This window comes from Kribbella sp. NPDC043289 (genome assembly GCF_056436705.1).
Map to the genome: position 1 here is coordinate 200757 of NZ_JBWKCB010000002.1, position 25974 is coordinate 226730.

A 25974-nucleotide genomic window follows, 5' to 3' on the forward strand; every position below is an offset into this window, starting at 1 on the left:
CCTGCGCTCCTGCTCTCGTCCTGTCCTCAGATCTTGGGGTGGTTCGGAGTGATGCGTGTCGCGAGTGAGGTCCAGCTGACGACATCGCCGCTCTTGTACGACATCGGGTCTCCGTCCCCATTGAGCGGTGCCGTCACCGTAGCGACCTCGCGCAGACCGATGAACTGGCCGGTCTTCGAGTCGATGATCAGCTCCTTACGGAGCCCCCACAGCTCCACCAGACCGATCGCCCGGCCGGCCTTCCCGTCCAGATTGACCGCGTCGGGGAGGAGCTGGATGCCCTGGATGCCGCGCAGTGCCTTGTACAGCGTGGCCCGCTGCTCCGACGTCGCGAATCCGGACACCAGGATGCTCCCGGCGCGCTCGAACGCCCTGTAGTCGCCCTGTGCCGGAGCATCACCCAGACCCGGCCAGCCGTGGTCGTTCTTCCGCAGCGCCGCGAGCAGAGCGGCCGGGTCCCGGGGCAGGCCCGCGACGAAGGAGGCCGACGGGCTCAGCCAGCTGCCCTTGCAGCTGTTCGCCGTACCCTTCTGCTGCAGCAGAATGCCACCGCCGGTCAGGACGGCGCAGGCTTCCGCGGTCTTGATCTTCTGCGGCTTGACGTTCAGCGGATCGGTCTTGCGCCAGAGCTGCTCGGCAGCCTTGCTGGAGAACTCCTGCTCGGCGCCGAGCACCGAGATCGCGGCGAACGGCGGCGACTGGGTGGACGGAACCCACCAGTCGCTGACCGAGAGGCGAGTGCCGTGGTACGCATTGCGCGGACCGAAGTTCCATCCTTCCAGGCTCCGCTGGGTGACCTGCCGGTACTGGCCGGCCGGGATCGGCGCGTCCGGGGCACCGGCCGACTGGTCGGCGGCGGTCGCCAGGAACGTGCCGGCGTCGGCCGCCGCGCCGGGCGCCACCGTCCCGCCGGTCTTGGTGACGACGTCGTTGACGAGGAAGCCGACGGCCAGCGTTCCGGCGAGGGCGCCGACGAGCACCATCCGGCGGCGTCCGGCGGGGCGGCGTTCGGCGGATCGCGGGGTCAGTGCCCGCTGACGAGCCTTGGCGAGTGCCAGCGGGGTGGCCGGCGGTACGTCGTCATTGAGGCGCTTGAGCGTATCGATCTCGTTCATGACCGGTTCTCCTGGAAGTCGGAGCCGAGCGCGGCGCGCAGGACTCGACGGGCACGGTGCAGGCGGGACGCGACCGTCCCGGCGGGGATTTTCAGGGCAGCGGCGATTTCGGGATAGCTGAGGTCTTCCCACGCGTAGAGCAGGAGGACGTCCCGGTCGGTCTGCCGGAGGCCGGCAAGTACACCGGCTAATGCGCGGGAGGTCGTCTCCGCGTCGACCCGGTCGACAACCTCGGCGGACAGGGTGTCCGCGTCGGCAGACGCTGCGCCCGGGTCGGAGCGCGAGTAGGCCCGGTACTGACGGATCTCGTCACGCCGTCGTCGGCGGATCAGATTGGTCGCGATGCCGTACAGCCACGGCAGCGCACCGGACGATTCCCCACGGAAGCGGTCTCGGCGCTCGAACGCGATGAGGAAGGTCTGACCGACGAGGTCGTCGGCCTCGCCGGTACCGAGCCGGCGAGCGATGTACCGATGGATGGCAGGGGCGTGCAGGTCGAACAACAGCGCGAAGTCGTCTGGCGTCTGAAAGCTCGTGGACCCCGGGTCCGTGTCCACGGACCGAGTCGTGACATCAGACCCAGTGGTTGCCGACGCTGGTATCGGAGCCGGTATTGGGGCTGGTATCGGGGGCGGGCCATGGATCTCAGGTATGCGTTCGCGACCGAGCGACGCTGTCCGCGGTTGGTTCATACCTGCTGTTGCCCGATCTCTTGGTCGCACTTCTCCGACGCTGGAGTGTCGGACAATGCGCTAGCTCTCCGCGACCCAGGAGTATTCGACTTTGGGCCGTCCGCTGCGCCCGTCGTAGCGCTGCGTCCGGAGCGCCTGCCCCTGGTCGGCCAGGTGCTCGAGGTAGCGGCGGGCAGTGATCCGCGAGGTACCCAACGACGCGGCGACCTCCTCGGCCGTCCAGCCCTCGCGATCGGCCAGCAACTGCACCACGCGATCCAGCACCGACCCGACCAGCCCCTTGGGCACCGACGAGACGGTTGCTGGATGCAACAGCCGGTCGACCTCGTCCTGGTCCGCGACGACCTGACCCGCGTCGCCGGCCCGGCGCTGACGGGCGTACGCCGACAGTCGGTCCCGCAACGTCTCGAACGCGAACGGCTTCAGCACGTACTGCACGACCCCGATCCGCGCCGCCGCCTGGACCGCCGCGACCTCGCGCGCCGACGTCACCGCGACCACATCGGTTTGGTTGCCGAGAGCACGCATCCGCCGGACGACGTCCAGCCCGTGCCCGTCCGGCAGGTGCATATCGAGCAGGACCACGTCGACGTCGCCACGGGCCAGCACCTGCAGCGCCCGGCCCGCGGTCCCGGCCACTCCGACACACGTGAACCCACCGAGCCGTTCGACGTACGTGCGATGGGCCTCGGCGGCGACGGGATCGTCCTCGACGACAAGGACGCGGAGGTCAGGCACTCGCACTCACCGCCCGCGGCAGCCGCACCCGCACGGTCAGCGCCGGTACTTCGTCCAGTTCGGAATCCGGATCAACCATCAGCGAACCCTGCCATCGCTCCACCGTGCTCCGCACCAGCACGAGCCCCAATCCGTGCCCGGGCTCGGCCTTAGTCGTCCACCCGCGCTCGAACATGTGCGCCAACTCCACCGACCCCAGTTCGACGCCGGTGTTCGTCACGATCAGATCCACCGCGTCCGCGGTCGTCGCGGCCCGGAACTCCACCTTCCGCGGCACCGGCCCACCACGCGCGGCCTCGATCGCGTTGTCCAGCAGGTTCCCGACGACGGTCACGACGTCCTGCGCCGGCAGTCGCGTGCTCAGCGTCTCGTGTCCGAGATCGAGCGTCAGTACGACGCCCCGCTCCTGCGCCTGCGCCAGTTTCGCGAGCAGCAGCGACGCGAGCACCGGATCGCCGACAGTACCGACGACTCGATCCGTCATCGCCTGCGCGAACTGCAGCTCCGACACCGCGAACTCCCGGGCCCGTTCCGGCCGGCCGATCTCGATCAGACTGACGACTGTGTGCAGCCGATTCGAGGCCTCATGATTCTGTGCCTGCAGCGATTCCGCCAAACTCCGTACGGCGTCCAACTCGCCGAGCAACCGTTGCAGCTGCGTGTGGTCCCGCAGTGTGACGATCCGCCCGCGCCCGGACGGCTGCTGGTTCACGACCACCACCCCCTGCGCTCCGAGCAGAAGTTCGTCGTACGCCGTCCGGCCGGTGACCAGGAGTTCTGCCAGGGGAGCGCTGAGGTGCAGTTCCTCCAGCGGAGTTCCGGGCGTGACCTCGCGCAGTCCGAGCAAGGTGAGTGCTTCGTCGTTCGCGAGCTGCACGCGGCCGTCGAGGTCGAGCAGGATCAGCCCTTCGCGCGCGGCGTGCAGCACGCCCTCGTAGAAGTCGAGCATGCGGGCCAGCGACTGCGTGCCCATCCCGCGCGTCGCGCGGCGTACCCGCCAGGTGACGAGCGCGTTTCCGGCGATCGCGATCCCGAGCATCAGGCTCGCGATGCCGAGCATCGACCGCAGGTCGAGCCGGACCAGCTCCCACCAGGTCGGCGCGGCCAGTCCGGACACCGTCGCGTCCCGCAGCGCCTGCGCGCGGGACCGGCTCACCATAGTGATCCAGACCATCGCGATGAGTACTGTGACCGTGACGGTCTGCCACCACAGGACCTGGCGACGCAGCTCCCACGGCCGATGTTTCATGCCGAACAGTTTGCACCGCGAACGATATGAACGAAACGCGCGCTTCTCCTGTGCGTCACGTCACAGTTACTCACCAGGTACTCATGAGGGTGCTCACGACGTACCCGACCCCCACCCCTCCGCCAGGCCGATACAGGGAGTCCCACCATGTCGAGCCCGACCGAACCCCGCCCGACTCCGGTCCGCAACGACCGGACCCATTTCCTCTACATCGCCGTCATCGTCGCCGTCCTGCTCGGTATCGGTGTCGGTTTCCTGTTCCCCGACTTCGCGGTCGAGCTGAAACCGCTCGGCACCGGCTTCGTGAACCTGATCAAGATGCTGATCAGCCCGATCATCTTCTGCACCCTGGTGCTCGGCATCGGCTCCGTCCGGCAGGCCGCCAGCGTCGGCAAGGTCGGCGGCCTCGCGCTCGTCTACTTCCTGGTGATGTCGACGGTCGCGCTCGCCATCGGTCTCGTGGTCGGCAACATCGTGCAGCCGGGCTCGGGCCTGAACCTGACCGACAAGCTCCGGGAGACCGGCCAGAAGCAGGCGGCCGGCGCGCACACGAGTACGACGGACTTCATCCTCGGCATCATCCCGAAGTCCCTGCTGTCCTCGCTGACCGAGGGCGAAGTACTGCAGACCGTGCTGGTCGCGCTGCTCGTCGGCTTCGCGCTGCAGGCGATGGGCTCCAAGGGCCAGCCGATCCTGACCGGCATCGGCCACATCCAGCGGCTGGTGTTCAAGATCCTGTCGATGATCATGTGGACCGCGCCGATCGGTGCGTTCGGTGCCATCGGGGCCGTCGTCGGTGCGACCGGCTGGGACGCGCTGGTGAGCCTCGGCAAGATCATGCTCGCCTTCTATATCACGTGTCTGCTGTTCGTGATCGTTGTCCTGGGCACCATTCTGCGAGTGGTCACCGGGCTGTCGATCTTCCAGCTGTTGCGATACCTCGGTCGGGAGTTCCTGCTGATCGTGTCCAGCTCGTCGTCGGAGACCGCCCTGCCCCGACTGATCGGCAAGATGGAACACCTCGGCGTCGACCGGTCCGTGGTCGGTATCACCGTCCCGACCGGATACTCCTTCAACCTCGACGGTACGGCGATCTACCTGACGATGGCGTCGCTGTTCATCGCGGAGGCGATGGACCAGCCGTTCTCGATCGGTCAGCAGATCTCCCTGCTGCTGTTCATGATCGTCGCGTCGAAGGGTGCTGCCGGTGTCACCGGAGCCGGTCTGGCCACGCTCGCCGGCGGCCTCCAGTCGCACCGTCCGGACCTCGTCGACGGTGTCGGTCTGATCGTCGGGATCGACCGGTTCATGTCCGAGGCCCGCGCGCTGACGAACTTCGCCGGCAACGCGGTCGCGACGGTGCTGGTCGGCCACTGGGTCGGCGAGTTCGACAAGGAGCAGGCCCGTCAGGTGTTCGCCGGTAACGACCCGTTCGACGAGGTCGCGTTCGCTGCCGGTGACACGCACGGTGGTGACGTGCCGGCCCCCGAGCCGGTCGCGGTCGAGGCCCGCTCCACCGACGCCTAGTCCACCTTCCCCCTCCCCACGCTGCCCGCCGGCCACAAACCGGCGGGCAGCGCCGTGCTATCGGCAGCTCGACAGTACGTATACGTCCACTACCGCCGATTGCCTGCCTGCTCCCCGCCTGAAGTGCTCGGCAGTGGACGTATACGTACTGTCGAGCTGCCGACCGCTACTTCCCGTTGAGCAGCTCCACGACCGGGGCCAGGTCCTCGAGGTACATCGCGTTCACGCTGATGTACGACGCTCCGAACTCGTCCCGGCGCCGCTGCAGTTCGTCCGCCATCTCCTGCGGCGTACCGCGCAGCAGCATCAGCGAGTCACTCGCCTCCAGCTCCTCGGGATCGACGCCCGCGGCGCGCTTGGTCCACGGCGGCAGCTCCCGCGTCCCCGCCGCGAACAGGTTCATCGCCAGCTCGATGTCGTCGGCCCGCGCTCCGGCCAGCTCCCGCAGGTCCTTCGTCAGCTGAGCGATCTCCGCGCGCGGCGTCAGCGCGTCCTTGGCGAGCGAGACGATGTCCGCCCGGGCCGCCGCGAGCGCGAGTGCCCGTGGTCCGCCGGCCGCCAGCATGATTGGCGTACGCCGGTCGCCGTCGAGCTTCTCGAGCTGCTCCAGCGTCTCCCGCACCTGGTCGCGCCGCTGCTTCGCGGATCCCCACGGCAGCCCGATCTCGGCGGTCTGCTGCTCGGCGACCGGACGCCCGGTGCCGATGCCGAACTCGAACCGGCCGTCGGTCAGCACCGTCAGCGTGTGCGCCTCCCACGCGGCCGCCCGCGGGGTCCGCAGCGGAGCGGCCGCGACGAACGTGCCGACCCGGATGTCCGCGACCGCGGCGGCCATCGCGAGCGACGGGAACGGCGACGGCAGCTGCAGCCCGTCGGGCATCAGCACGGTCGAGTACCCGAGCTCTGCCGCCCGGCGGACGGTCGTCATCCACTCTTCACCGGTCCTCGGGCTACCGACCACGCCGAACCGGAATCGCCTGTCGCTCATCGCCCTGCTCCCTCAGTCGTTGTGATGCCTCCAGACTCGCCGTACACAGGGTCTGTCCACATCCCACGAGGGGAGGCGTTCGCCGTACGCCGCGCGACGTACTCTGGTGACATGTCACGTAAGCGCAGCCCCTTGCTGGATCGGCCCGCTGCGGTCGAGGCCGACGGACTCGACGCCGGGGTCGCGGCGCACTACGGCTCCGACCTGCGCGAGCAACGGGCGCTGGTCGCCGGTGAAGCGTTCGTCGATCTGTCGCACCGCGACGTGGTCACGATCACCGGTCCGGACCGATTGACCTGGCTGCACGCGCTGACCACGCAGTACTTCGAAGGCTTCAAGCCCGGCGCGTCGACGACGGCCCTCCTGCTCTCGCCGACCGGGCACGTCGAGCACGTGATGTACGGCGTCGACGACGGCGAGACGTTCTGGCTGCACACCGAGCCGGGCGCGGCCGAGGCGCTGGTCGACTGGCTGCAGAAGATGGTGTTCATGTCCCGCGTCGAGATCGCGGATGTGACCGACGACTACGCGATCGTCTGGCGCCCCGGAGCGGCGAGCGGCGAGCACCTGACGCGCACCGGTGAGGACTCGCTCGGCGGGCACGAAGTGTTCCTGCCGCGTGCGGAGCTGGCCGGTCTCGAAGGTCCGGCCGCCGGAATCTGGGCGTACGAGGCGCTCCGGATCGAGGCCGGCGCGCCGCGGTTCGGGCTGGACACCGACGAGCGCGCGATCCCGAACGAGCTCGGCTGGCTCGGCGTCGGCGTCCATCTGAACAAGGGCTGTTACCGCGGGCAGGAGACCGTCGCGCGGGTGCACAACCTCGGCCGCCCGCCGCGCCGCCTGGTCCGCCTGCACCTCGACGGGTCCGTCGACCACCTCCCCGCGCACGGGTACGCCGTTCGCGCGGGCGACAAACAGGTCGGTTTCATCGGCTCCGCGGCCCGCCACCACGAACTCGGCCCGATCGCGCTGGCGCTGGTCAAGCGCAACGTCGACCCCGACGCAGTACTGGAGGTCGTCGCCGACGACCAGCCGACCGTGACTGCGACCCAGGAGGTCCTGGTCGACCCGGAAGCCGGCCTGCACGTTCGCTCTCGCCTGTGACGGCCGCCGATCCCCGCACCAGCCGACCTCCGCTGGCGGACGAGCGGACGACGATGCTCGCGTTCCTGGGCTGGCATCGCGAGACCCTCAAGCTCAAGTGCGCGGGCCTCGAACCGGCTGATCTCGCCCGGCGATCGGTCGGTGCGTCGGCGTTGTCGCTGCTCGGGCTGGCGCGGCATGCGGCGGACTCCGAGCGATTCTGGTTCCGGCAGGTCATGGCCGGTACCGATGCGGCGCCGCTCTATCCGGCACAGACCGCTTTCGACGTGACCGGTGCGAGTTCGGAGACGGTCGCTGAGGCGTTTCGGGTCTGGGCGGAGGAGGTCGCGTTCGCCGACCGTTTCGTGCAGGAGGCCGCGAGCCTCGACGTCACCGGGAACGAGCCGGGTGAGGGGCCCGTCTCGCTCCGCTGGGTCCTGACGCACATGCTCGAGGAGTACGCGCGACACAACGGTCACGCGGACCTGCTCCGCGAGCAGATCGACGGCGCCGCCGGCCTCTGACGCCCGCGGAGCTCGACGCGCAGGCGTGGGCATCCGACCTGCGCGTGCCTTGGATCACTCGCAACATGCTGTTTTGCACCTGTACAGTTCAGCCGTGACCGAACCTGTGATCCTGGCCGACGTGGTCCGCAGCGATTTCGTCGAGGGCCACCACCGCGGATCCCTCGTGGTGACCAACCCCGACGGCACCGTGGCCCGCGCCCTCGGCATCGTGGACGAGCCGATGTTCCCCCGCTCCTCCAACAAGCCGATGCAGACGCTGGCCATGCTCCGCGACGGCCTGCCGCTGACCGGCGAGCTGCTCGCGCTGTCGGGCGCCTCACACTCGGGCGAGCAGTTTCACCTGGACGGCGTCCGGAAGATCCTCGCGGAGGCCGGGCTCGACGAGTCGGCGCTGCGCACGCCCGCGGCGTACCCGGTGGACGAGAACGCTCGGGATGCCTGGATCCGGGCGGACCGGGCGCCGGAACCGGTCGCGATGAACTGCTCCGGGAAGCATGCCGCGAAGATCCTGACGAGCACGCTGAAGGGCTGGCCGATCCACGATCCGGCCACCGAGCAGGACCCGCACGCCCGCTGGGGGCGGGACGACTACCGCTCGCCGGAGCACCCGCTGCAGCAGGAGATCCGCACCGCGATCGAGGACACGGCCGGCGAGAAGATCTCGTACGTCGCCGTGGACGGCTGCGGCGCGCCGATCTTCGCCCTCAGCCTCGCCGGCCTGGCCCGCTCCTTCGGCCTGTTCGCCGCGGCCGCTCCGGACACCTTCGAGGGTCAGGTCGCCGACGCCTTCCGGGCGCACCCGGAGTACGCCAGCGGGAGTACGCGCGACGAAGCCGACCTGATGCGGGGGATCCCCGGCCTGTTCTGCAAGGTCGGCGCGGAGGGTGTGTACGCCGCCGGTCTCGCCGACGGTCGCGGGATCGCGATCAAGATCGAGGACGGCGACGGCGCCAAGCGGGCCCGTGAGGTCGTCCTGGCCGCCGTCCTTCGGCAGCTCGGCGTCACCGGTCCCGTGATCGAGCGGCACATCAGCCTGCCGGTCCTGGGCGGCGGAGTCCGGGTCGGCTCGATCCGCCCCAACGCCTCGCTCTTCAACTGACCCGCGCCATCAACTGACCCGCGGCGAAACGCCGGTCGTCGCCAGCCGACGGCCGGCGTTGCCGTCGTGGGACGGGACAACGGGCTACTTCGCTCGCAGTCGGTCGACGGGCGGTGACGGGACAGGGAGCGGAACCGACGGCGCGGGCAGGTCGTAGCCGGCGTACAGGCGGCGGCGGATCGCTTCGAGGGGGAAGGTCTCGCGGTAGATCGCGAGTTTGACGGTCACGCCCTCCAAGGTTGCCCGCAGCAACATTTCCTCGACGGCCGGATCGGTGGCGCCGCGGGCCGCGAAGACGTCCCGGATCGCGTCCTCGACCAGGGACAGCCGGTCCGACTTGGCCTGCTCGACGCGGGCGAACACGTCGTGCGTACCGGGCTGCATCATCAGGCTGATCGCCAGCCGCTGGATCGGCAGCGTGGTCGCGGCCGCCATCAGCGCGCCGTCGATGATGCCGGCCAGCCGCTCGTCCGGGGTGCCCGGGATGCTGAGGATGCCGGCGATGCCGTCGAGCCAGCGGTCCAGCAGCTCGGCGGCCAGCTGTTCCTTGGTGGCGAAGTAGTACGCGACCAGGCCGCGGGAGACGCCGGCGGCAGCGGTGATCTCGGAGATCGACGCGGCCTCGAAGCCCTTCGCGGCGAAGACCTCGAGCGCGGCGGCCAGGATCCGCTCGCGGGAGCGCGCCCGCATCTCCTCGTTCACAACCGCCGAACGCGGCACGTTCCCTCTTCCGGTCGAGGTCCTGAAGCGCCGGGCTACCCCCATCGCAATGCCCGGCGCCTCGGGACTGACCCCCCGTTGTTTCGGCCCCTCCCCAGGCGCCTTCTATAGACTGGACGTCCAGTCAACAAAAGTCAAAGGTTCTGCCGTTTTCTGGACAGCGGCCGCGACAGGTAAGATGACGTCGCTGCGCCCTGTGTCGAGTGGCACGTGAAACCAGCCGTAGCCACCGCCTACACCCTCTGATGACTTGGAGCGCTCCTTCATGCCTGTCCGTAACGACCTGCGCAACGTCGCGATCGTGGCCCACGTCGACCACGGGAAGACCACCCTTGTCGACGCGATGCTGTGGCAGTCCGGCGCGTTCGGAGCCCATCAGCACGTCGACGAGCGGGCGATGGATTCCGGTGACCTGGAGCGTGAGAAGGGCATCACGATCCTCGCCAAGAACACCGCCGTACGGCACAAGATGGCCAACGGCGAGCAGATGACGATCAACATCATCGACACCCCCGGCCACGCCGACTTCGGTGGCGAGGTCGAGCGCGGTCTGTCGATGGTGGACGCCATCGTGCTGCTCGTGGACGCCTCCGAGGGTCCGCTGCCGCAGACCCGGTTCGTGCTCCGCAAGGCGCTGGCGCGGAAGATGCCGGTGATCCTCGTGGTGAACAAGGTGGACCGTCCGGACGCCCGGATCTCCGAGGTCGTCGACGAGACCTACGAGCTGTTCCTGGACCTGCTCGACCACGACGCCGACCAGAGCGCCCTGGACTTCCCGGTCGTGTACGCCTCGGCCCGCGCCGGTCGCGCCTCGCTGAACCAGCCCGCGGACGGCGGCCTGCCGGACTCCGAGGACCTCGAGCCGCTGTTCGAGACGATCCTGAACAACGTGCCGGCCCCGGAGTACACCGAGGACGCGCCGCTGCAGGCCCACGTCACCAACCTGGACGCCTCGCCGTTCCTCGGCCGGCTCGCGCTGGTCCGGGTGCACGAAGGCACGCTGAAGAAGGGCGCCCAGGTCGCCTGGTGCCGCCACGACGGCTCGATCCAGAAGGTCAAGATCACCGAACTGCTGGTCACCGAGGCGCTCGAGCGGATCCCCGGCGACTCGGCCGGACCGGGCGACATCGTCGCGATCGCCGGCATCCCGGAGATCATGATCGGCGACACGCTGACCGACCCGGACAACCCCAAGCCGCTGCCGCTGATCACGGTGGACGAGCCGGCCATCTCGATGACGATCGGTACCAACACCTCGCCGCTGGCCGGCCGGGTCAAGGGCACCAAGGTCACCGCCCGCCTGGTCAAGGACCGGCTGGACCGTGAGCTGGTCGGCAACGTGTCGCTGAAGGTGCTCGCGACCGAGCGTCCGGACGCGTGGGAGGTGCAGGGCCGTGGTGAGCTGGCGCTGGCCATCCTGGTCGAGCAGATGCGCCGCGAGGGCTACGAGCTGACCGTCGGCAAGCCGCAGGTGGTCACCCGCGAGATCGACGGCAAGCGCCACGAGCCGGTCGAGCGGCTGACGATCGACTGCCCGGAGGAGTACCTCGGTACGGTCACGCAGCTGCTCGCAGTCCGCAAGGGCCGGATGGAGCAGATGACCAACCACGGCACCGGCTGGGTCCGGATGGAGTTCCTGGTGCCGGCACGCGGCCTGATCGGGTTCCGCACCGAGTTCCTCACCGACACCCGCGGTACCGGCATCGCGCACCACGTGTTCGAGGGGTACGAGCCGTGGTTCGGCGACCTGCGCACGCGGCCGTCCGGCTCGCTGGTGTCGGACCGGGCCGGCGCCGCGACGTCGTACGCGATGATCAACCTGCAGGAGCGCGGCACCATGTTCGTGGAGCCGGCCACCGAGGTGTACGAGGGCATGATCGTCGGCGAGAACTCGCGCTCCGACGACATGGACGTGAACATCACCAAGGAAAAGAAGATGACCAACGTCCGCTCCAACGCGGACGAGTTCGAGAAGCTGGTGCCGGCCCGGAAGCTGTCGCTCGAGCAGTCCCTGGAGTTCTGCCGCGAGGACGAGTGCGTCGAGGTCACGCCGGACGCGATCCGGATGCGCAAGGTGGCGCTCACGCAGATCGAGCGTTCCAAGCTGGGCCGCAAGAACAAGGGCTGACCGATGCTGGAGCGTGCGGTGATCGACGGGCTGTTTCCGAGCGACCTCCCGGAGCCGCAGGACTGGGACGACCGGTACCCGCAGCGGGAGCTGCCGGACGGGGCGAAGGTCACCCGGCTCGGCCCGTCGCCGACCGGATTCATCCACATCGGCGGCATCTACGTCGGGATGATCGACCGGGACATCGCGTCCAGCACCAACGGCGTGTACCTCGTCCGTGTCGAGGACACCGACCAGTCGCGTGAGGTCGAGGGCGCGCTCGAGCAGTTCGCGCGCGCCTTCGACTACTTCGGCATCACGTCCGACGAGGACAAGGACCACGGGTCGTACGGGCCGTACCTGCAGTCCGAGCGCGAGCAGATCTACCTGAGCTACGTGCGGCACCTGCTCCGCGAGGGCAAGGCGTACCTGTGCTTCGCCACCAAGGACGAGCTCGCCGACATCACCGCCCGCCAGCAGGCGACGAAGGTCCCGACCGGGTACTACGGCACGTGGGCGATCTGGCGCGACGCGGACCCGGCCGACGTCGCCGCGAAGCTGGCCGAGGGTGCGCCGTACGTCGTGCGCTTCCGGGCACCTGATGACGCGGACGGGCAGCGGGTCAGCTTCACCGACGCGATCCGCGGGCGGCTCGAACATGAGGCGAACCGCAACGACGCGGTGATCCTGAAGTCCTCGGACCAGTCGCCGCGGCTGCCGACCTACCACTTCGCGCACGCGGTGGACGACCACCTGATGCGGGTCAATCTGGTCATCCGGGGTGACGAGTGGATCTCGTCGGTTCCGCTGCACCAGCAGCTGTTCGCGGCGCTCGGGTTCGAGCCGATCACGTACGCGCACATCGCGCCGTTGATGAAGCAGATCCCGGGCGGGAAGCGGAAGCTGTCGAAGCGCAAGGATCCCGAGGCCGGCGTCGACTTCTACATCTCCGCGGGCTATCCCGCCGACGCGGTCCTGTACTACCTGCGCGGCCTGGCCAACGGCCGCCTCGCGGAGCTGCCGCTGGCGGAGGCGTTGTCGACGCCGATCGACCTGAGCCTGTGCGGGGTCGCTGGTCCGCTGGTCGATCTGGTCAAGCTGGAGGACATCAGCGCCGATCACATCGCGACCCTGAGCGGGCGGCAGATCCTCGACGCGGTGCGGATCTGGGCGACGGAGTACGACGCGGCGCTGGTGCCCGTGCTCGACAACGAGACCGAGCTCGCGCTGCGGGCGCTCGCAGTCGAGCGGGACGGTGTCGAGAACCCGCGCAAGGACCTGCGGAAGTGGTCGGACTTCAGGGCGGCGTACGGGTTCTTCTTCCCGGAGCTGTTCGTGCCGGTGGACGGTCCTGGCGACGAGCGGCTGGTTCCGCTCGGTGTCGCCGCGGACGTCGTCACGGCGTTCGCCACGGACCTGGTGGAGACGTACGAGCACCTCGACGATCCGCAGGAGTGGTTCGGCCAGATCCGTGCGTTGGCGGGCAAGCATCGGTTCGCGTCGAACGCCAAGGAGTACAAGAAGGATCCGGAGGCGTACGTCGGTTCGATCCGCGAGGCTTCGCAGCTCGTCCGCGTCGCGATCACCGGTGCGACGCGCAGCCCCGACCTGCACGCGACGGCTCAGGCGCTCGGTGCTCCGGAAGTCCTGCGCCGGCTGCGAGCACTGGCCGGGCTGTAATCCCTGTAATCCCTGTAACCCCTGTGACTGAAGGGGTTGCTGGGACTCCGGCCGGCAACACGTAGGGCACGAAGTGGACACGGTCGCTCACACCGCGCGAACTCAGCGCTGCAGGTGTGATAGATACTTCTCGGTCGGTGGCGGGGGAAGAAAGTTCTGACTTGTTACCAACCAGACGTGCCTCGGCGACGTCTGTCTTGTGGAAGCATTCTTTGGGGGAAGGACAAGGGAAAAATGGGCATTCTGCGTAAGGTCTGCGCGACTCTGACGGCCGCCGCGTTCGTGGGGGTCGGGGCGCTCACGGCGACCACATCGGCTCAGGCCGCGCCCCAGGTTGCGGGGTCGGCGCAGAAGTCGGCGACCGCGCCGGCGCCGGTCGGCGCGCCGCCGCGGGCCACCGCGGCGAAGTCGTCCGCGGCGTCCAGCAAGGCGATCGCGAAGTACCGGCTGGACTCACGGTGCCTGAGCAAGGGCCGCGTGCTGTGCATCAACAAGAAGACCCGCAAGCTGGTCTACCTGGTGAACGGCAAGCCGGTGCAGGTGATGGACGTCCGGTTCGGCGCGATGAAGACGCCGACCCGCAGCGGCACGTTCAAGGTCTACCGCAAGTCGAAGAACCACGTCTCGACGCTGTACCACTCGAAGATGCCGTACGCGATGTTCTTCAGCGGCGGCCAGGCGGTGCACTACTCGTCGGACTTCCGCGCCCGCGGCTACAACGGCGCGTCGCACGGCTGCGTGAACGTCCGCGACAAGAAGAAGATCGCCTGGGTGTTCAGCCGGGTGCACGTCGGCGACAAGGTCGTCGTCTACAGCAAGTGAACTGAATCTGGTGTTCGCCCAGCGGCCGGGGAGCTACTCCCCGGCCGCTGTCGCGTTCCGGAACGCCTTGTACAGCCGGGGTTCCACCAGGCAAAAGGTGGCCTGGGCAACAGCCGTCGGGGTCGAGCGGAGCGTCCGCACGGCGATCTCCGCGGCCGACTGCGCCGGCCAGCCGTAGATCCCGGCCGACACCGCGGGCAGCGCCAACGTCGTGACCCCGAGCTCGTCCGCGATCCGCAACGCGTTGCGGTAACACGACTCGAGCAGCTCCGGATCCCGTTGACCGGCCGTGAAGTTCGGGCCGACCACATGGATCAGGTAGGTCGCGGGTAGTGCGCCGGCCGAGGTCCACACCGCCGTACCCGTGGGGGTGCCCTTCGGATAGCGCTCGATCAGCTCCGCGAGGATCGCCGGCCCACCGGCGCGGTGGATCGCTCCGTCGACGCCGCCACCGCCGCGCAACGCGTGATGTGCGGCGTTCACGATCGCGTCGGCGGGCACCGTGGTGATGTCCGCCGTACTCAGGCCGATCTCCATACGCAGTTCCTCCGGTACGCTGAGAAGCCAACCATGTTGGCGGTGAGGGCGTCCTACAACTGTAGGAACGGGGCTACCAGAGGGGTGTCCGATGCGCGGGCCGATCATTCGCAAGATGCTGACCACGCTGGTCGTGGGCGGGGCGATTGCTGCACTCCTGAGTTCCGGGACCAGTGCCAGCGCGACGACGCAGGACCTGAAAACGGTGCCGTTCGAGGTGAGCGGCGAGCTGCCGATCTACCCGAAGGCGCTGTGGAAGAACGGCTCCAGCGGCACGAACGTCCGCAAGGTCGAGGCCCGCCTCGTCCAGCTGAAGCTGCTCGAGAAGCGCTACCTGGACGACGACTTCGGGACCATGACCCGGTCCGCGGTGAAGAAGTTCCAGAAGTCGAAGGGCATCCCCCAGCTCGGGTACGTCGACCAGAACACCCTGGACCAGCTGGCTAAGGTCACCCACGAGCCGACCCAGACCGAGCTGTACCCGCCGGCGCCCGTCGTCGAGGGCAAGAAGCTCGACGCGCGCTGCGCGACCGGTGTCGCGCTGTGCATCGACAAGTCCACCCACAAACTGCGGTACGTCGTCGACGGCGTCGTGAAGATGCAGATGGACGTCCGCTTCGGCGCGGTCAAGACGGCCACCCGCGAAGGCAGCTTCACGGTCGGCTGGAAGAGCCGCAACCACGTCTCCAAGCTGTACGACTCGAAGATGCCGTTCGCGATGTTCTTCAGCGGCGGCCAAGCAGTCCACTACTCCTCCGACTTCGCCGCCCGAGGCTACAACGGCGCCTCCCACGGCTGCGTCAACGTCCGAGACCTCGCCAAGATCAAAGTCCTCTTCGACGAAGTCAACGTAGGCGACAAGGTCATCGTCTACCGCTCGTAACCTCTCGCGGGCGGGGGTGTGAACAGGGTGTGGTGGGTCGGCACAGGTTATTGCCTGTCCGAACCCACGGGAGGTTGTGTGCGCGCTCGCCTGCTGGCGAGGGGGACGGCGTACGCCGGGTTACCGGGCGTCGCGGAGGCTCGGGCGCGGCGCGGTGCGGCGCGGGCGCGGGCGGTTGCCCTCGGGCGGGTGTTTGCGCGTCGGGGTGGGACGGAGTGGCTTGAGGAGGGGTTAGAGGGGGCGGGGGCCGCGGCGGCGGCGTAGGGCTCCCCAGCCGCCTCGGCCGCGGCCGGTGGCGGCTCGGAGGGCCGGGCGGGCGTCGACCAGGTAGACGGCGGACGCGACGATGCCGATCAGGCCGAAGAAGCTCAGCCAGCCCTGGAAGATCTGGCTCAGGGTGAAGACGGCCAGGATCAGGACCCAGCCGGGCTTGGTGAGCTTGTCGGCCGCGATGAAGACCGCGCGCGGCCGGAGCGCCGCGTCGAGGAGGGCGACCAGCTTCAGGACGATCAGCACCCACCAGATGACCGATAGGGGATCGGCGAACCCGGGGATCAGGCTCTGGAAGGTGATCATGCTACGAGCCTAACCGACAGACCGGGCGCCCCACCTCTGCCGCGTGGCAGGTGTGGACCGCCCGGACCCAGGATTCACCGTGAGGTGGGTGAATCGTCACTGTCAGTAGTTCCAGTCGCCTCTGTGTGGCGAGTGCCCGCTGTGGCGCCAGTCGCGCCTGTGGGACCAGTCGCCTCGGTGGATCAGTCGTTCGGTGGGTCAGTCGCCCAGTGGGTCAGTCTCGGTGGGTCAGTCGCCGATCTTGTCGGCGGCGGACTCGGCGGCCTTGGCGGCGGCCTTCGCGGTCTTTCGGGCGCTGGTCGCGGTCGCCTTCACGTTCCGGCGGGCGGTCTGCGCGGTCTTCTTCGCGGTGGTCCGGGTGGCCTTGGCCTTGCTCACCGTGGTCTTCGCGGTGCTGACCAGGTCCTCGGTCGACTCCTGGTGGCGGATCCGCTCGACCAGGTCCTTGCCGCGGCCGGCCAGGTCCTCGTAGGTCTCCTCGGCCTGCCCGAGCACGGTGGTGAAACCGGCCTGCGCGGTCTTCGGCAGCTCCCGCAGCTTGGCCGGGGCGGTGCGCGCGTCGGCGACGATCGCCTCGAAGCGCTTGGTCAGCTCGGCCTGCGCCTTGGCGAGTTCGGACTGGGCCTTGGTGAGCTCGGTCTGCAGGGCCTTCTGGTCCAGCTTCGCGATCCGGGCGGTCACGTCCTCGCCGACAGCGCGGAACTTCTCGACCGCGAGGTCGCCGGCGCCGGCGATCGCATAGAACGGGGTAACGGGCGTACGGGTAGCCATCAGGCTTCTCCTCGGGATCTCTTCAGCAGGTTCAGTGCGTACTGGTTCGTGCCGCGCGTGTTCGTACCGGGCTTGTCGGTACTGCGCTCGTTCGTGCCGCGCTTGTTCGTACCGAGCTTGTCGGTACGGCGCTCGTTCGTGCCGGGCTCGTCCGTGCTGCGCTAGTTCGCATCAGGCTTGTTCGCGCCACGCTTGTTCGTACTCGGCTTGTTCGTACTGGGGTTGTTGGTACTGCGCTTGCGAGCCGGCTGCGGCTTCGCCGGGGGCTCGTCGGGGACTGCGTTCTCACGGACGAACGACGTGTAGACGTCCAGCAGGACGCGCTTCTGTCGTTCGTTCAGCGCGGGGTCGAGCAGGACGGCGTCGACCACGCCCGCGGCCTTCCGACCGCCCGTGCCGTCCGGGCTGTCGTCCGGGTCGAGAATGCCGGCCCGCACGTACAGGGTCTCCGCGGAGATCCGCAACGCCTTCGCCAACTGCTGCAGCACATCCGCGGACGGCTTCCGCAGGCCACGCTCGATCTGGCTGAGGTACGGGTTCGACACTCCGGCCAGGTCCGACAACTGCCGCAACGACAACTCTGCATGCCGCCGCTGCTCGGCGAGGTACTCCCCGAGGGAGCCCACCGCCCCAGCCGCACGATCACTCAACCTGGCCATAGACCCAGTGTGCTAACAACCCGCTTGCAATTGCAAGCACCAACCCCGTGAGCCCGCTCACCCTCCCGCCCCACGCCCCCGAACCACCCGCTGTCCGGCGAGCAAGGCGTTGCCCGGCGAGCCGCAGGATTCCCGGACCGCCCGAGGGGTTGACCCCTCAGGCGGTGGGTTGCCGCCCCAAGATCACAGGTGCTAACCCGTCATTTCAGGGGGCACCCCTTGAAATGACGGAGAGGCGGAGCGGGCGGTGGCCTCGCTGCGGGCGTGGGCGTGGGTGTGAGAGCGGTGGGCGTGGAATGGGTGCGGGGTGGCGCGAGGCGGGAACGGCGCGTGTGGTCGAGCCCGCCGAATGGCCGGGGCGGGAGCCTGAGGGGCCAAGGGTGTGGTCACGCGCCGGGGCGGCTTGGGGTTGTGGGGACTGGGCGACCGGGGTGGCTGGGCCGGCCGGGACAGCCCGGGCAGCCCGGGGTGGGCGGAGCCGAGTGTTGGTTACTGCTCGCGGTGGACTTTGTGTTGGGCGGCTTGGGCTCGGGGGCGGACTGTGATTCGGTCGATGTTTACGTGGGCGGGGCGGGTGGCGATCCAGGCGACGATGTCGGCGATGTCGTCGGAGGTGAGGGGTTCGCGGACGCCGGCGTACACGGCGTCGGCCTTGGACTGGTCGCCGTCGAAGCGGGTCAGGGCGAATCCTTCGCTGCGGACCATGCCGGGGGCGATCTCGCTGACCCGGACCGGCTGGTCGTAGAGCTCGAGGCGGAGCGTGTCGACGACTGCCTTGGCGCCGTGTTTCGCGGCGACGTACCCGCCGCCGCCCTCGTACGCGACCTGCCCGGCGGTCGAACCCATCACGATGATCGTGCCGCGGCCGGCGATGAGGGCCGGGAGCAACGATTTGGTGACCGCGGCGACTGCGATGACGTTCACTTCGTACATCCGGCGCCAGGCGTCCAGGTCTGCTTCGGCGACCGGCTCGAGGCCGAAGGCGCCGCCGGCGTTGTTCACCAGGACCTGCAGTTCGTCGCCGACGGCGGCGGTCAGCGTGGCGATGTCGTCGGCGGACGTCACGTCGCACTGCACCGCGCGACCGTCGATCTCCTTGGCCAGCGCCTCGATCCGGTCCAGCCGCCGCGCGGCGCAGATCACCTCGAACCCTTCGCGGGCCAGGTACCGCGCCGACGCGGCCCCGATCCCGCTGCTCGCACCGGTCACCACAGCCAGAGGACGCTTGCTGGAAGTCATACTCCGAGTCTCTCAAAACACCCCGGCGCCCCGACGAGCCGTCTCAACCCCACCCGAGCCCCGAACAAGCCATGACAAACCCGGCCGCCCCCAACCGCCCACCCCCGGTGCCGCGGGTATCGGTCGGGGCCGGCCGGTGCTGATCGGCTGCCTCGGTGCCGCGTTTGTTGGTCAGGGCCGGCCGGCTCCGACTGGCTGTCGCGGTGCCGCATGCGTCGGTACGGCGGGATGCCGCCGAGCAGACGTGATGACTCCGGCGAGGGCCAATGCGCTGATGGCCAGGAAGCCGCCGAGCATGCCCAGCGTCTGGCCGTCGGGGTGGATGAGCGCTTGGCCGCGGAAGGCCTGGACTGTCACGGTCGCCATGACGCCGGCGTACGCGAAGGCGGCGACGCCGACCAGGCGGGCGCGGACGCGTTCCGGGCGGATCCATGCGACGCGGCGAGCGAGGAGGTGTAGGACCAGCAGGGTGATGAGCAGGAAGTGGATCGCGTGCAGGCCGACGAAGTGCGGGATGCGCAGGTCGCCGCCGACGGTGCTCCAGTGGGTGAGCGGCATGCTGGGACCGCCGGGTTCGACGCCGATGCCGTGGCTGCCGCCCAGGGTGACTGGGTGGCCGTACGCGTCCGTGACCTGCTCGTTGGTGCTGTGCGATCCGACCAGGTAGAAGGCGATTCCCATGCCGGCGACGGCGAGGCCGAGGCCGACCCGGATGGCGCGGTTCATCGGTGCGTCGCCGACCCGCTGGAAGAGCAGCATGATCGCGACCACCAGGCTGGCGCCGAACAGTCCGAGGACGCCGGACATGAACACTTGCTGGCCGACCTGGTTGAAGGTGTCGGGGTTGGAGTTGAAGTGGCTGAACGTGCCGCGGGCGGCCTGGATCGCGATGAAGCCGACGTCGACCACACCGGTGACCGCGAACGCGGTACCCATCCACCAGCCGAACCGCTTCGCCTTGCGCAGCTTGGACAACAGCCACGCGAGCGTCGCGCCGTACAGGACGAAGGAGATGCCGAACTTGAACGGCTTGAGCCAGACGGACTCATTGAGGATCTCCCGGTGGTCGACCAGCAGCCCGATACCGGAGGCCACGACCAGACCGGTCATGGCGAGCACCATCAGCATCAGGGGACGGTGCCAGGACTTGGCTTCCTGCAGGACTGTTCGCATGCCTCAATGCTTTCGGCGTACGGCGTCCTGCGCAGTGGGGCGAATCCGCCAACCGGGGTGGTGTTAGACCCACCTTGAGAGACACTGCGACTCGTGACCAGGATCGCGCTACAGGCCGCTCGGATCTTCGACGGAGAACGTTTGAGCAACCATCGGGTGGTGCTCGTCGATGAGGGCAGGATCGTCGACACCGCAGCGGAGCCGCCCCCGGGCTGGCCGGTCCGCGAGCTGCCCGGCAGCACGATCCTTCCGGGGCTGATCGACGCGCACGTTCACCTCACCGCGGACGCTAGCCCCGGCGCCCTCGACCGGCTCGCCGACAATCTGCGCATCTCCGCGTCCACCGCCGGCGTCAAGGCCACCACTCGCGCGCTGGCCGCGACCATCGAGCACTCGCTGCGGCGCCACCTCGCCGTCGGCGTCACCACCGTCCGCGACCTCGGCGACCCCCGCGACGCCGTCCTCAGATGGCAATCAGGGCAGTCGCCACCAGCTAAGGGGACCCCGGGGCTTCCGACCGTCGTCGCCTCTGGTGCGCCGCTCACCAGCAAGCGCGGTCACTGCTGGTCACTAGGCGGCGAGGTCTCCGGCGTCGACGAGATCCGCGCGGCCGTCCGCGCACGCGCAGCCAACGGCGCGGGCGTCATCAAGATCATGGCCAGCGGCGGTGTCATCACACCAGGCACGGACACGATGAGCCCACAATTCACCCGCGAAGAACTGGCCGCCGCGGTCGACGAGGCTCACGCGCTCGGCCTGCCGATCACCGCCCACGCGCATGCCCTCGCGGCCGTCCGCCAAGCCGCCGAGGCCGGTGTCGACGGCATCGAGCACTGCACCTGCCTCACCCCGGACGGTGTCGTCATCGACGACGATCTCCTGACCGAACTCCAGGGAGTCACCGTCTGCGGAACCCTCGGCTCGGACCGCTCGATCGTCGTACCGCCACACATCCTCGAGATGGTCGCAAAGGCGGGCATCAGCGAGGCGAAGCTGCAGCAAGCGGTCCGCCGCCTGTACGAGGGCGGCGTCCGGATCGTCGCGGGATCGGACGGAGGGATCGGTCCGGCGAAACCACACGGGCTGCTGCCCGCAACGCTCGCGGAGTACGTCGAAGCAGGCATCCCCGCCGCGGCCGCGCTGATCGCGGCGACGTCGACCGCAGCCGACGTACTCGGTCTGCCGAAGGGCCGCATCCGGCCGGGCGCGGACGCGGATCTGCTCGTCGTGGCAGGCGATCCGGTCACGGACATCGGTGCGTTGGCCACACCAACGGCCGTGTACCTCGCCGGCCAAGACGTCACGCCTGCCGAGTCGGCAGCGCGATGATCTGACGCAGGTTCACTTCCCGCCGCCGGCTCACCGCGAACGTCACCACGTCGGCGATATCCGTGGCGGCGAGCGGCCCGATCTGCTCGTTCATCGAAGCGATCAGTTCCTGCCCGGGACCGTCCATATGCGTCGCGAGTTCGGTGTCCGTCAGTCCCGGTTCGATGTTCGTCACGCGGACGTCGTACGGCGAGAGGTCCGCGCGGAGTGCCGCGGACAGTTGGGTGAGCGCCGCCTTGGTCGCGCCGTAGACGGCGTACCCGGGGAAGATCGCGTGCGCGCCGATCGACGAGATGTTCACCAGGTCGGCGGTCCGTCCTTCGCCGGCGGCCGAGACGAGATCCGGGGTGAAGGCGTGGATCAGCCGCAGTACGCCGGTCACGTTCGTGTCGATCATCCGGGTCCAGTCGTCGAGCCGACCGTCCGTGACCGGCGCCGCCAGCATCACGCCCGCGGCGTTCACGACCAGGTCGACGCGGCCCAGCCGTTCGTGGATCTGCGCGACGCCGGTGTCGACTGACTCCTGCGACGTGACGTCGAGCGAGACACCGATGGTCCGCGGGCCGAGCTTGCCGGCCAGGTCGTCGAGGCGGTCCTGGCGCCGGGCGACCAGGGCGACCGCGGCGCCGGCCTCGGCCAGTTGGGTGGCGATCGCGGCGCCGATCCCGCTCGCGGCGCCGGTGAGGACAGCGGTACGGCCGGTCAGATCAGTCAGATTAGTCATCGTGTCCTCCAGGGGAAGTGGTTGATGGCACCGATCCTGGAGCGTTCGCCGAGGTCTACCCAGGTGTCTGTCGAGCCTGGTTCTGCCAGGACCAGGTTGCGGGCCCGGCCGGTCTGGATACTGGAGGCATGGATCGTCGCGCGGAGCTGACCGAGTTCCTCAAGTCACGCCGGGGCCGGGTGCAGCCCGAGGACCTCGGGCTCAAGGTGTACGGCGGCCGGCGCCGCGTCCCCGGGCTGCGCCGCGAAGAACTCGCGCAGGCCGCCGGTGTCAGCGCCGACTACTACGTGCGGCTCGAGCAGGGCCGCACGGACAACGTCTCGCAGGAGATCCTGGACTCTGTCGCCGACGTCCTCAAGCTGACCGACGACGAGCGCAAACACCTCGCAGTACTGGCGAAACCGGGCCGCCGCAAGAGCCGACGCCGTACGACCCAACGCATCCGCCCCGGCCTGCAACGGCTGCTCGACTCGATGACCGACGTACCGGCGTTCGTGCTCGGGCACCGGATGGACGTGCTGGCCTGGAACGACCTCGCTGCCGCGCTGATCGGCGACTTCGGCAGCCTGGCGCCGAAGCAGCGGAACGTCCCGCGGATGGTGTTCCTCGACCCGGCCGCCCACGACTTCTACCCGAACTGGGAGGCGGTCGCCGCGGAGAGCGTCGACTACCTGCGGATGTACGCCGGGCGGTACCCGGACGACCCGGAGCTCGCCGAGCTGGTGGGGGAGCTGTCGATCCACAGCGAGGAGTTCCGCGAGCGCTGGGCGCGGCACGATGTGAAGGACAAGAGCTTCGGCGCCAAGGTCCTGCACCACCCGGACGTCGGTGAGATCACCGTCGCCTACGAAACTCTCCAGCTGCCGGGCGATCCGGACCAGATGCTGGTCACCTACACCGTCGAGCCCGGTTCGCCCTCCGAACAGAACCTCCGCCTGCTCGCCAGCTGGTCCGCGCCCGATAGGGAGAACTCCCGATCCCCAGCGAAAGCGCCAGAGTTACCCTGACGGCGTGACTGTACACATGCGACGCCTCCGGCGCCGCGGGTCATGGGGCTGTGACTCCCGGCCTTCCCTCGTCGCTCCAGTCGCTTCGCTCCCTCCGCTCCTCAGTCCAGGCCGGGAGGCCCCATGACCGGATCCTCCGCAGACCGTCCCCTCCGGCGGGTCGCGATGATCAGCCTGCACACGTCGCCGCTCGACCAGCCGGGCACCGGGGACGCCGGTGGGATGAACGTGTACGTCGTCGAGCTGTCCAAGCAGCTCGCCGGTCTGGGGATCGAGGTCGACGTGTTCACCCGCGCGACCGCGTCGGCGCTGCCGGCCCGGGTCGAGCTGATGCCCGGCGTCACGGTCCGCAACGTCGCCGCCGGACCGTACGAGGGCCTCACCAAGAACGAGCTGCCGGCCCAGCTGTGTACGTTCGCCCGCGCCGTCCTGCGCGCCGAGGCGATCCACGAACCGGGCTGGTACGACGTGATCCACTCGCACTACTGGTTGTCCGGCCAGGTCGGTCTGCTCGCCCGCGACCGGTGGGCGATCCCGCTGGTGCACACCATGCACACGATGGCCAAGGTCAAGAACGCCAGCCTCGCGGAGGACGACGTACCAGAGCCGCCCGCGCGGCTGCTCGGTGAGGAACAGGTCGTCGAGGCCGCGGACCGCCTGCTCGCCAACACCGACGACGAGGCGCGCGAGCTGATCGAGCTGTACGGCGCCGATCCCGCGAAGGTCGGTGTGGTCAATCCGGGCGTCGACCTGGAGCTGTTCAGCCCGGGGGACCAGGCCGCGGCGCGGCAGGCGGTCGGCGTACCGGCGGATGCCGTCGTCCTGGCGTTCGTCGGGCGGATCCAGCCGTTGAAGGCGCCTGACCTGCTGATCCGGGCGGCGGCGCGGATGCTCGAGCGGGACCCGGGGCTACGCGAGCGGCTGGTGGTGGCGATCATCGGCGGTCCGTCCGGCAACGGGATGGAGCACCCCGAGGCGCATGCCGAGCTCGCGCGGGCGCTCGGGATCGACGACGTGACCCGGTTCGTGAAACCGATGGAGCGTTCGGGGCTGGCCGACTGGTACCGCGCCGCGTCGGCGGTCTGCGTCCCGTCGTACTCGGAGTCCTTCGGGCTCGTCGCGCTCGAGGCCCAGGCCTGCGGTACGCCGGTGGTCGCGGCGGCTGTCGGCGGTCTGAGTACCGCGGTGGTGCACGGCCGGACCGGGTACCTGGTACGCGGGCACGGCGTGGACGACTTCGCCGACGCGCTGGCGCGGATCGCGACGGATCCGGCGACCCGCGAGAGCATGAGCCACGCGGCGGTCGAGCACGCGCAGCACTTCGGCTGGGAACTCACCGCCCGCAAGACGCTGGCGGCCTACCGGACCGCCACACAGACGATGGCGGCGGACATCGCCGCGGAGGTGGCCGGGTGAGAGTTGCGGCGGCGGACGTGATCCGTCAGGTGCTGACCGAGAACGAGATCGAGTTCACCGAGTCGACGCCGGGTGCGTTCACCGCGGACCTGCCGGGCGAGCGGAAGCTGAAGACCACGGTGACGCTGACCGTCGGCCCGCAGTCCGTCCATGTGCACGCGTTCGTGGCGCGGCGCCCGGACGAGAACCACGAGGCCGTCTACCGCTGGCTGCTGGAGCGGAACCTGAAGATGTACGGCGTCGCGTTCGCCGTCGACCACCTGGGCGACATCCACCTGGACGGGCGGGTCGGGCTGCACGCGATCTCCCCGACCGAGGTGGACCGGCTGCTCGGCGCGGTCCTGGAGTATTCCGACTCGTCGTTCAACACCATCCTCGAACTCGGGTTCGCCTCGTCGATCCGCAAGGAGTACGAGTGGCGCGTCTCGCGCGGCGAATCCACCCGCAACCTGGACGCGTTCAAAGGCTGGCTGGAGCCCTAGTGTGCCTGGACACCGCTATCACTCGAGCGACGCCGCCCACGGGACACTCGATAGACTCCGAGGCATGACCTATCGCCTGATCCTGCTCCGCCACGGCCACAGCGACTGGAACGCCAAGAACCTCTTCACCGGCTGGGTGGACGTCGACCTGAACGCCCAGGGTGTCGAGGAGGCGCACCGCGGTGGCGAGCTGCTCCGCGACCGCGACCTGCTGCCGGACGTCCTGCACACCTCGGTCCTGCGCCGGGCGATCCGCACCGCGAACATCGCGCTCGAGGTCGCCGGCCGCCAGTGGATCGACGTCCGCCGGTCCTGGCGGCTGAACGAGCGGCACTACGGCGGCCTGCAGGGCAAGGACAAGAAGCAGACCCTGGAGGAGCTCGGCGAGGAGCAGTTCATGCTGTTCCGCCGCTCCTACGACACCCCGCCGCCGGCCATCGAGCGCGGCTCCGAGTACGACCAGGCCGGTGACCCGCGGTACGCCGGTCTGCCGTCCGAGCTGCTGCCCGCGACCGAGTGCCTGAAGGACGTCGTGGAGCGGATGCTGCCGTACTGGTACGACGCCATCGTGCCCGACCTGCGGACCGGTAAGACCGTCCTGGTGACCGCCCACGGCAACTCGCTGCGCGCCCTGGTGAAGCACCTCGACAACCTCGACGAGCAGACCGTCGTCGGCCTGAACATCCCGACCGGCATCCCGCTGTACTACGAGCTCGACGACGACTTCAACCCGGTCACCCCCGGTGGCGAGTACCTGGACCCGACCGCCGCCAAGGAAGCCATCGAAGCCGTCAAGAACCAGGGCCGCTGAGCCCGAGCCGCCCAGCCGCA

General features: G+C 69.2%; 26 protein-coding genes. 13 read left to right on the top strand and 13 right to left on the bottom strand.

The features are described from left to right. Positions 1-26 precede the first annotated feature (26 nt). The 4 genes from AC0662_RS12840 to AC0662_RS12855 all read right to left on the bottom strand — a co-directional run bounded on the left by AC0662_RS12840 (position 27) and on the right by AC0662_RS12855 (position 3794). Positions 27-1115 (bottom strand): CU044_5270 family protein, encoded by a 1089-nt coding sequence (locus AC0662_RS12840; protein WP_452204096.1) that lies wholly within the window; start codon positions 1113-1115, stop codon positions 27-29. After that, positions 1112-1672: an RNA polymerase sigma factor gene (locus tag AC0662_RS12845; protein ID WP_478300481.1), complete on the bottom strand. Its 561-nt coding sequence runs from the start codon at positions 1670-1672 to the stop codon at positions 1112-1114. Before AC0662_RS12845 ends, AC0662_RS12840 begins: the two co-directional genes overlap by 4 nt. A gap of 195 nt (positions 1673-1867) precedes the next feature. Then, entirely contained in the window at positions 1868-2545 is a 678-nt protein-coding gene (locus AC0662_RS12850) for a response regulator (protein WP_452204094.1), read from the bottom strand. Beyond that, positions 2538-3794 carry a sensor histidine kinase gene (locus tag AC0662_RS12855; RefSeq protein ID WP_478300484.1) on the bottom strand — a complete coding sequence of 419 codons (1257 nt, stop codon included), beginning with the start codon at positions 3792-3794 and terminating at the stop codon, positions 2538-2540. Before AC0662_RS12855 ends, AC0662_RS12850 begins: the two co-directional genes overlap by 8 nt. Positions 3795-3941: 147 nt before the next feature. Between AC0662_RS12855 and AC0662_RS12860 the strand changes: the two genes are divergently transcribed. Continuing rightward, positions 3942-5321: a cation:dicarboxylate symporter family transporter gene (locus AC0662_RS12860; protein ID WP_478300486.1), complete on the top strand. Its 1380-nt coding sequence runs from the start codon at positions 3942-3944 to the stop codon at positions 5319-5321. Between the two features lie 166 nt (positions 5322-5487). Here the strand turns inward: AC0662_RS12860 and AC0662_RS12865 are convergent, their stop codons facing one another. After that, positions 5488-6309, bottom strand: a complete 822-nt coding sequence (locus tag AC0662_RS12865; protein ID WP_478300488.1) for an LLM class flavin-dependent oxidoreductase — start codon at positions 6307-6309, stop codon at positions 5488-5490. A 111-nt stretch (positions 6310-6420) separates the two neighbouring features. On the opposite strand from AC0662_RS12865, the gene ygfZ reads away from it, so the two are divergent. From ygfZ to AC0662_RS12880, 3 genes are all read left to right on the top strand, one after another. Further along, entirely contained in the window at positions 6421-7413 is a 993-nt protein-coding gene (ygfZ, locus tag AC0662_RS12870; RefSeq protein WP_478300490.1) for a CAF17-like 4Fe-4S cluster assembly/insertion protein YgfZ, read from the top strand. Beyond that, a complete protein-coding gene (locus AC0662_RS12875; RefSeq protein WP_478300491.1) occupies positions 7410-7916 on the top strand; it encodes a DinB family protein in 507 nt (168 codons plus the stop codon). Before ygfZ ends, AC0662_RS12875 begins: the two co-directional genes overlap by 4 nt. A gap of 94 nt (positions 7917-8010) precedes the next feature. Further along, positions 8011-9018 (top strand): asparaginase, encoded by a 1008-nt coding sequence (locus AC0662_RS12880; RefSeq protein ID WP_478300493.1) that lies wholly within the window; start codon positions 8011-8013, stop codon positions 9016-9018. An 84-nt stretch (positions 9019-9102) separates the two neighbouring features. On the opposite strand, the gene AC0662_RS12885 is transcribed toward AC0662_RS12880, so the two are convergent. Next, entirely contained in the window at positions 9103-9738 is a 636-nt protein-coding gene (locus tag AC0662_RS12885; protein ID WP_452203240.1) for a TetR/AcrR family transcriptional regulator, read from the bottom strand. 265 nt (positions 9739-10003) lie between these two features. Between AC0662_RS12885 and typA the strand changes: the two genes are divergently transcribed. From typA to AC0662_RS12900, 3 genes are all read left to right on the top strand, one after another. Further along, positions 10004-11866 carry a translational GTPase TypA gene (gene typA, locus AC0662_RS12890; protein ID WP_452203241.1) on the top strand — a complete coding sequence of 621 codons (1863 nt, stop codon included), beginning with the start codon at positions 10004-10006 and terminating at the stop codon, positions 11864-11866. A 3-nt stretch (positions 11867-11869) separates the two neighbouring features. Continuing rightward, positions 11870-13525 carry a glutamate--tRNA ligase gene (locus AC0662_RS12895; RefSeq protein ID WP_478300496.1) on the top strand — a complete coding sequence of 552 codons (1656 nt, stop codon included), beginning with the start codon at positions 11870-11872 and terminating at the stop codon, positions 13523-13525. Positions 13526-13759: 234 nt separating this feature from the next. Continuing rightward, positions 13760-14347, top strand: a complete 588-nt coding sequence (locus tag AC0662_RS12900; protein ID WP_452203243.1) for a L,D-transpeptidase — start codon at positions 13760-13762, stop codon at positions 14345-14347. Positions 14348-14380: 33 nt separating this feature from the next. Here AC0662_RS12900 and AC0662_RS12905 read toward each other — a convergent pair whose 3' ends face one another. Next, the gene (locus AC0662_RS12905; protein ID WP_478300498.1) at positions 14381-14884 is read right to left on the bottom strand and encodes a macro domain-containing protein; all 504 of its coding nucleotides are present in this window, start codon (positions 14882-14884) and stop codon (positions 14381-14383) included. Positions 14885-14975: 91 nt separating this feature from the next. Between AC0662_RS12905 and AC0662_RS12910 the strand changes: the two genes are divergently transcribed. Beyond that, positions 14976-15767: a L,D-transpeptidase family protein gene (locus AC0662_RS12910; protein WP_452203245.1), complete on the top strand. Its 792-nt coding sequence runs from the start codon at positions 14976-14978 to the stop codon at positions 15765-15767. Between the two features lie 231 nt (positions 15768-15998). On the opposite strand, the gene AC0662_RS12915 is transcribed toward AC0662_RS12910, so the two are convergent. The 5 genes from AC0662_RS12915 to AC0662_RS12935 form a co-directional block, all read right to left on the bottom strand. After that, entirely contained in the window at positions 15999-16343 is a 345-nt protein-coding gene (locus AC0662_RS12915; protein ID WP_478300501.1) for a DUF2516 family protein, read from the bottom strand. 228 nt (positions 16344-16571) lie between these two features. Beyond that, on the bottom strand, positions 16572-17114 hold the full coding sequence (locus AC0662_RS12920) for a hypothetical protein (RefSeq protein ID WP_452203247.1): 543 nt from the start codon (positions 17112-17114) through the stop codon (positions 16572-16574). Between the two features lie 161 nt (positions 17115-17275). After that, positions 17276-17773, bottom strand: a complete 498-nt coding sequence (locus tag AC0662_RS12925) for a helix-turn-helix domain-containing protein (protein WP_452203248.1) — start codon at positions 17771-17773, stop codon at positions 17276-17278. Between the two features lie 489 nt (positions 17774-18262). After that, entirely contained in the window at positions 18263-19012 is a 750-nt protein-coding gene (locus tag AC0662_RS12930; RefSeq protein ID WP_452203249.1) for an SDR family NAD(P)-dependent oxidoreductase, read from the bottom strand. Positions 19013-19183: 171 nt separating this feature from the next. Beyond that, complete coding sequence (locus AC0662_RS12935) at positions 19184-20185, bottom strand: hypothetical protein (protein WP_452203250.1); 1002 nt, start codon at positions 20183-20185, stop codon at positions 19184-19186. Between the two features lie 93 nt (positions 20186-20278). On the opposite strand from AC0662_RS12935, the gene AC0662_RS12940 reads away from it, so the two are divergent. Next, on the top strand, positions 20279-21514 hold the full coding sequence (locus tag AC0662_RS12940) for an amidohydrolase family protein (protein WP_478300504.1): 1236 nt from the start codon (positions 20279-20281) through the stop codon (positions 21512-21514). On the opposite strand, the gene AC0662_RS12945 is transcribed toward AC0662_RS12940, so the two are convergent. Continuing rightward, positions 21486-22238 carry an SDR family oxidoreductase gene (locus AC0662_RS12945; protein WP_478300506.1) on the bottom strand — a complete coding sequence of 251 codons (753 nt, stop codon included), beginning with the start codon at positions 22236-22238 and terminating at the stop codon, positions 21486-21488. The genes AC0662_RS12940 and AC0662_RS12945 overlap by 29 nt on opposite strands. Positions 22239-22366: 128 nt before the next feature. On the opposite strand from AC0662_RS12945, the gene AC0662_RS12950 reads away from it, so the two are divergent. From AC0662_RS12950 to AC0662_RS12965, 4 genes are all read left to right on the top strand, one after another. Further along, positions 22367-23245 carry a helix-turn-helix transcriptional regulator gene (locus AC0662_RS12950; protein ID WP_478300508.1) on the top strand — a complete coding sequence of 293 codons (879 nt, stop codon included), beginning with the start codon at positions 22367-22369 and terminating at the stop codon, positions 23243-23245. Positions 23246-23368: 123 nt separating this feature from the next. Next, entirely contained in the window at positions 23369-24661 is a 1293-nt protein-coding gene (gene mshA, locus AC0662_RS12955; RefSeq protein ID WP_478300510.1) for a D-inositol-3-phosphate glycosyltransferase, read from the top strand. Further along, positions 24658-25143, top strand: coding sequence for a type III secretion system chaperone family protein (locus AC0662_RS12960; RefSeq protein WP_452203255.1), 486 nt, complete (start codon positions 24658-24660; stop codon positions 25141-25143). The genes mshA and AC0662_RS12960 overlap by 4 nt, the downstream gene beginning before the upstream one ends. 64 nt (positions 25144-25207) lie before the next feature. Further along, a complete protein-coding gene (locus AC0662_RS12965; RefSeq protein ID WP_452203256.1) occupies positions 25208-25954 on the top strand; it encodes a phosphoglyceromutase in 747 nt (248 codons plus the stop codon). Positions 25955-25974 lie beyond the last annotated feature (20 nt).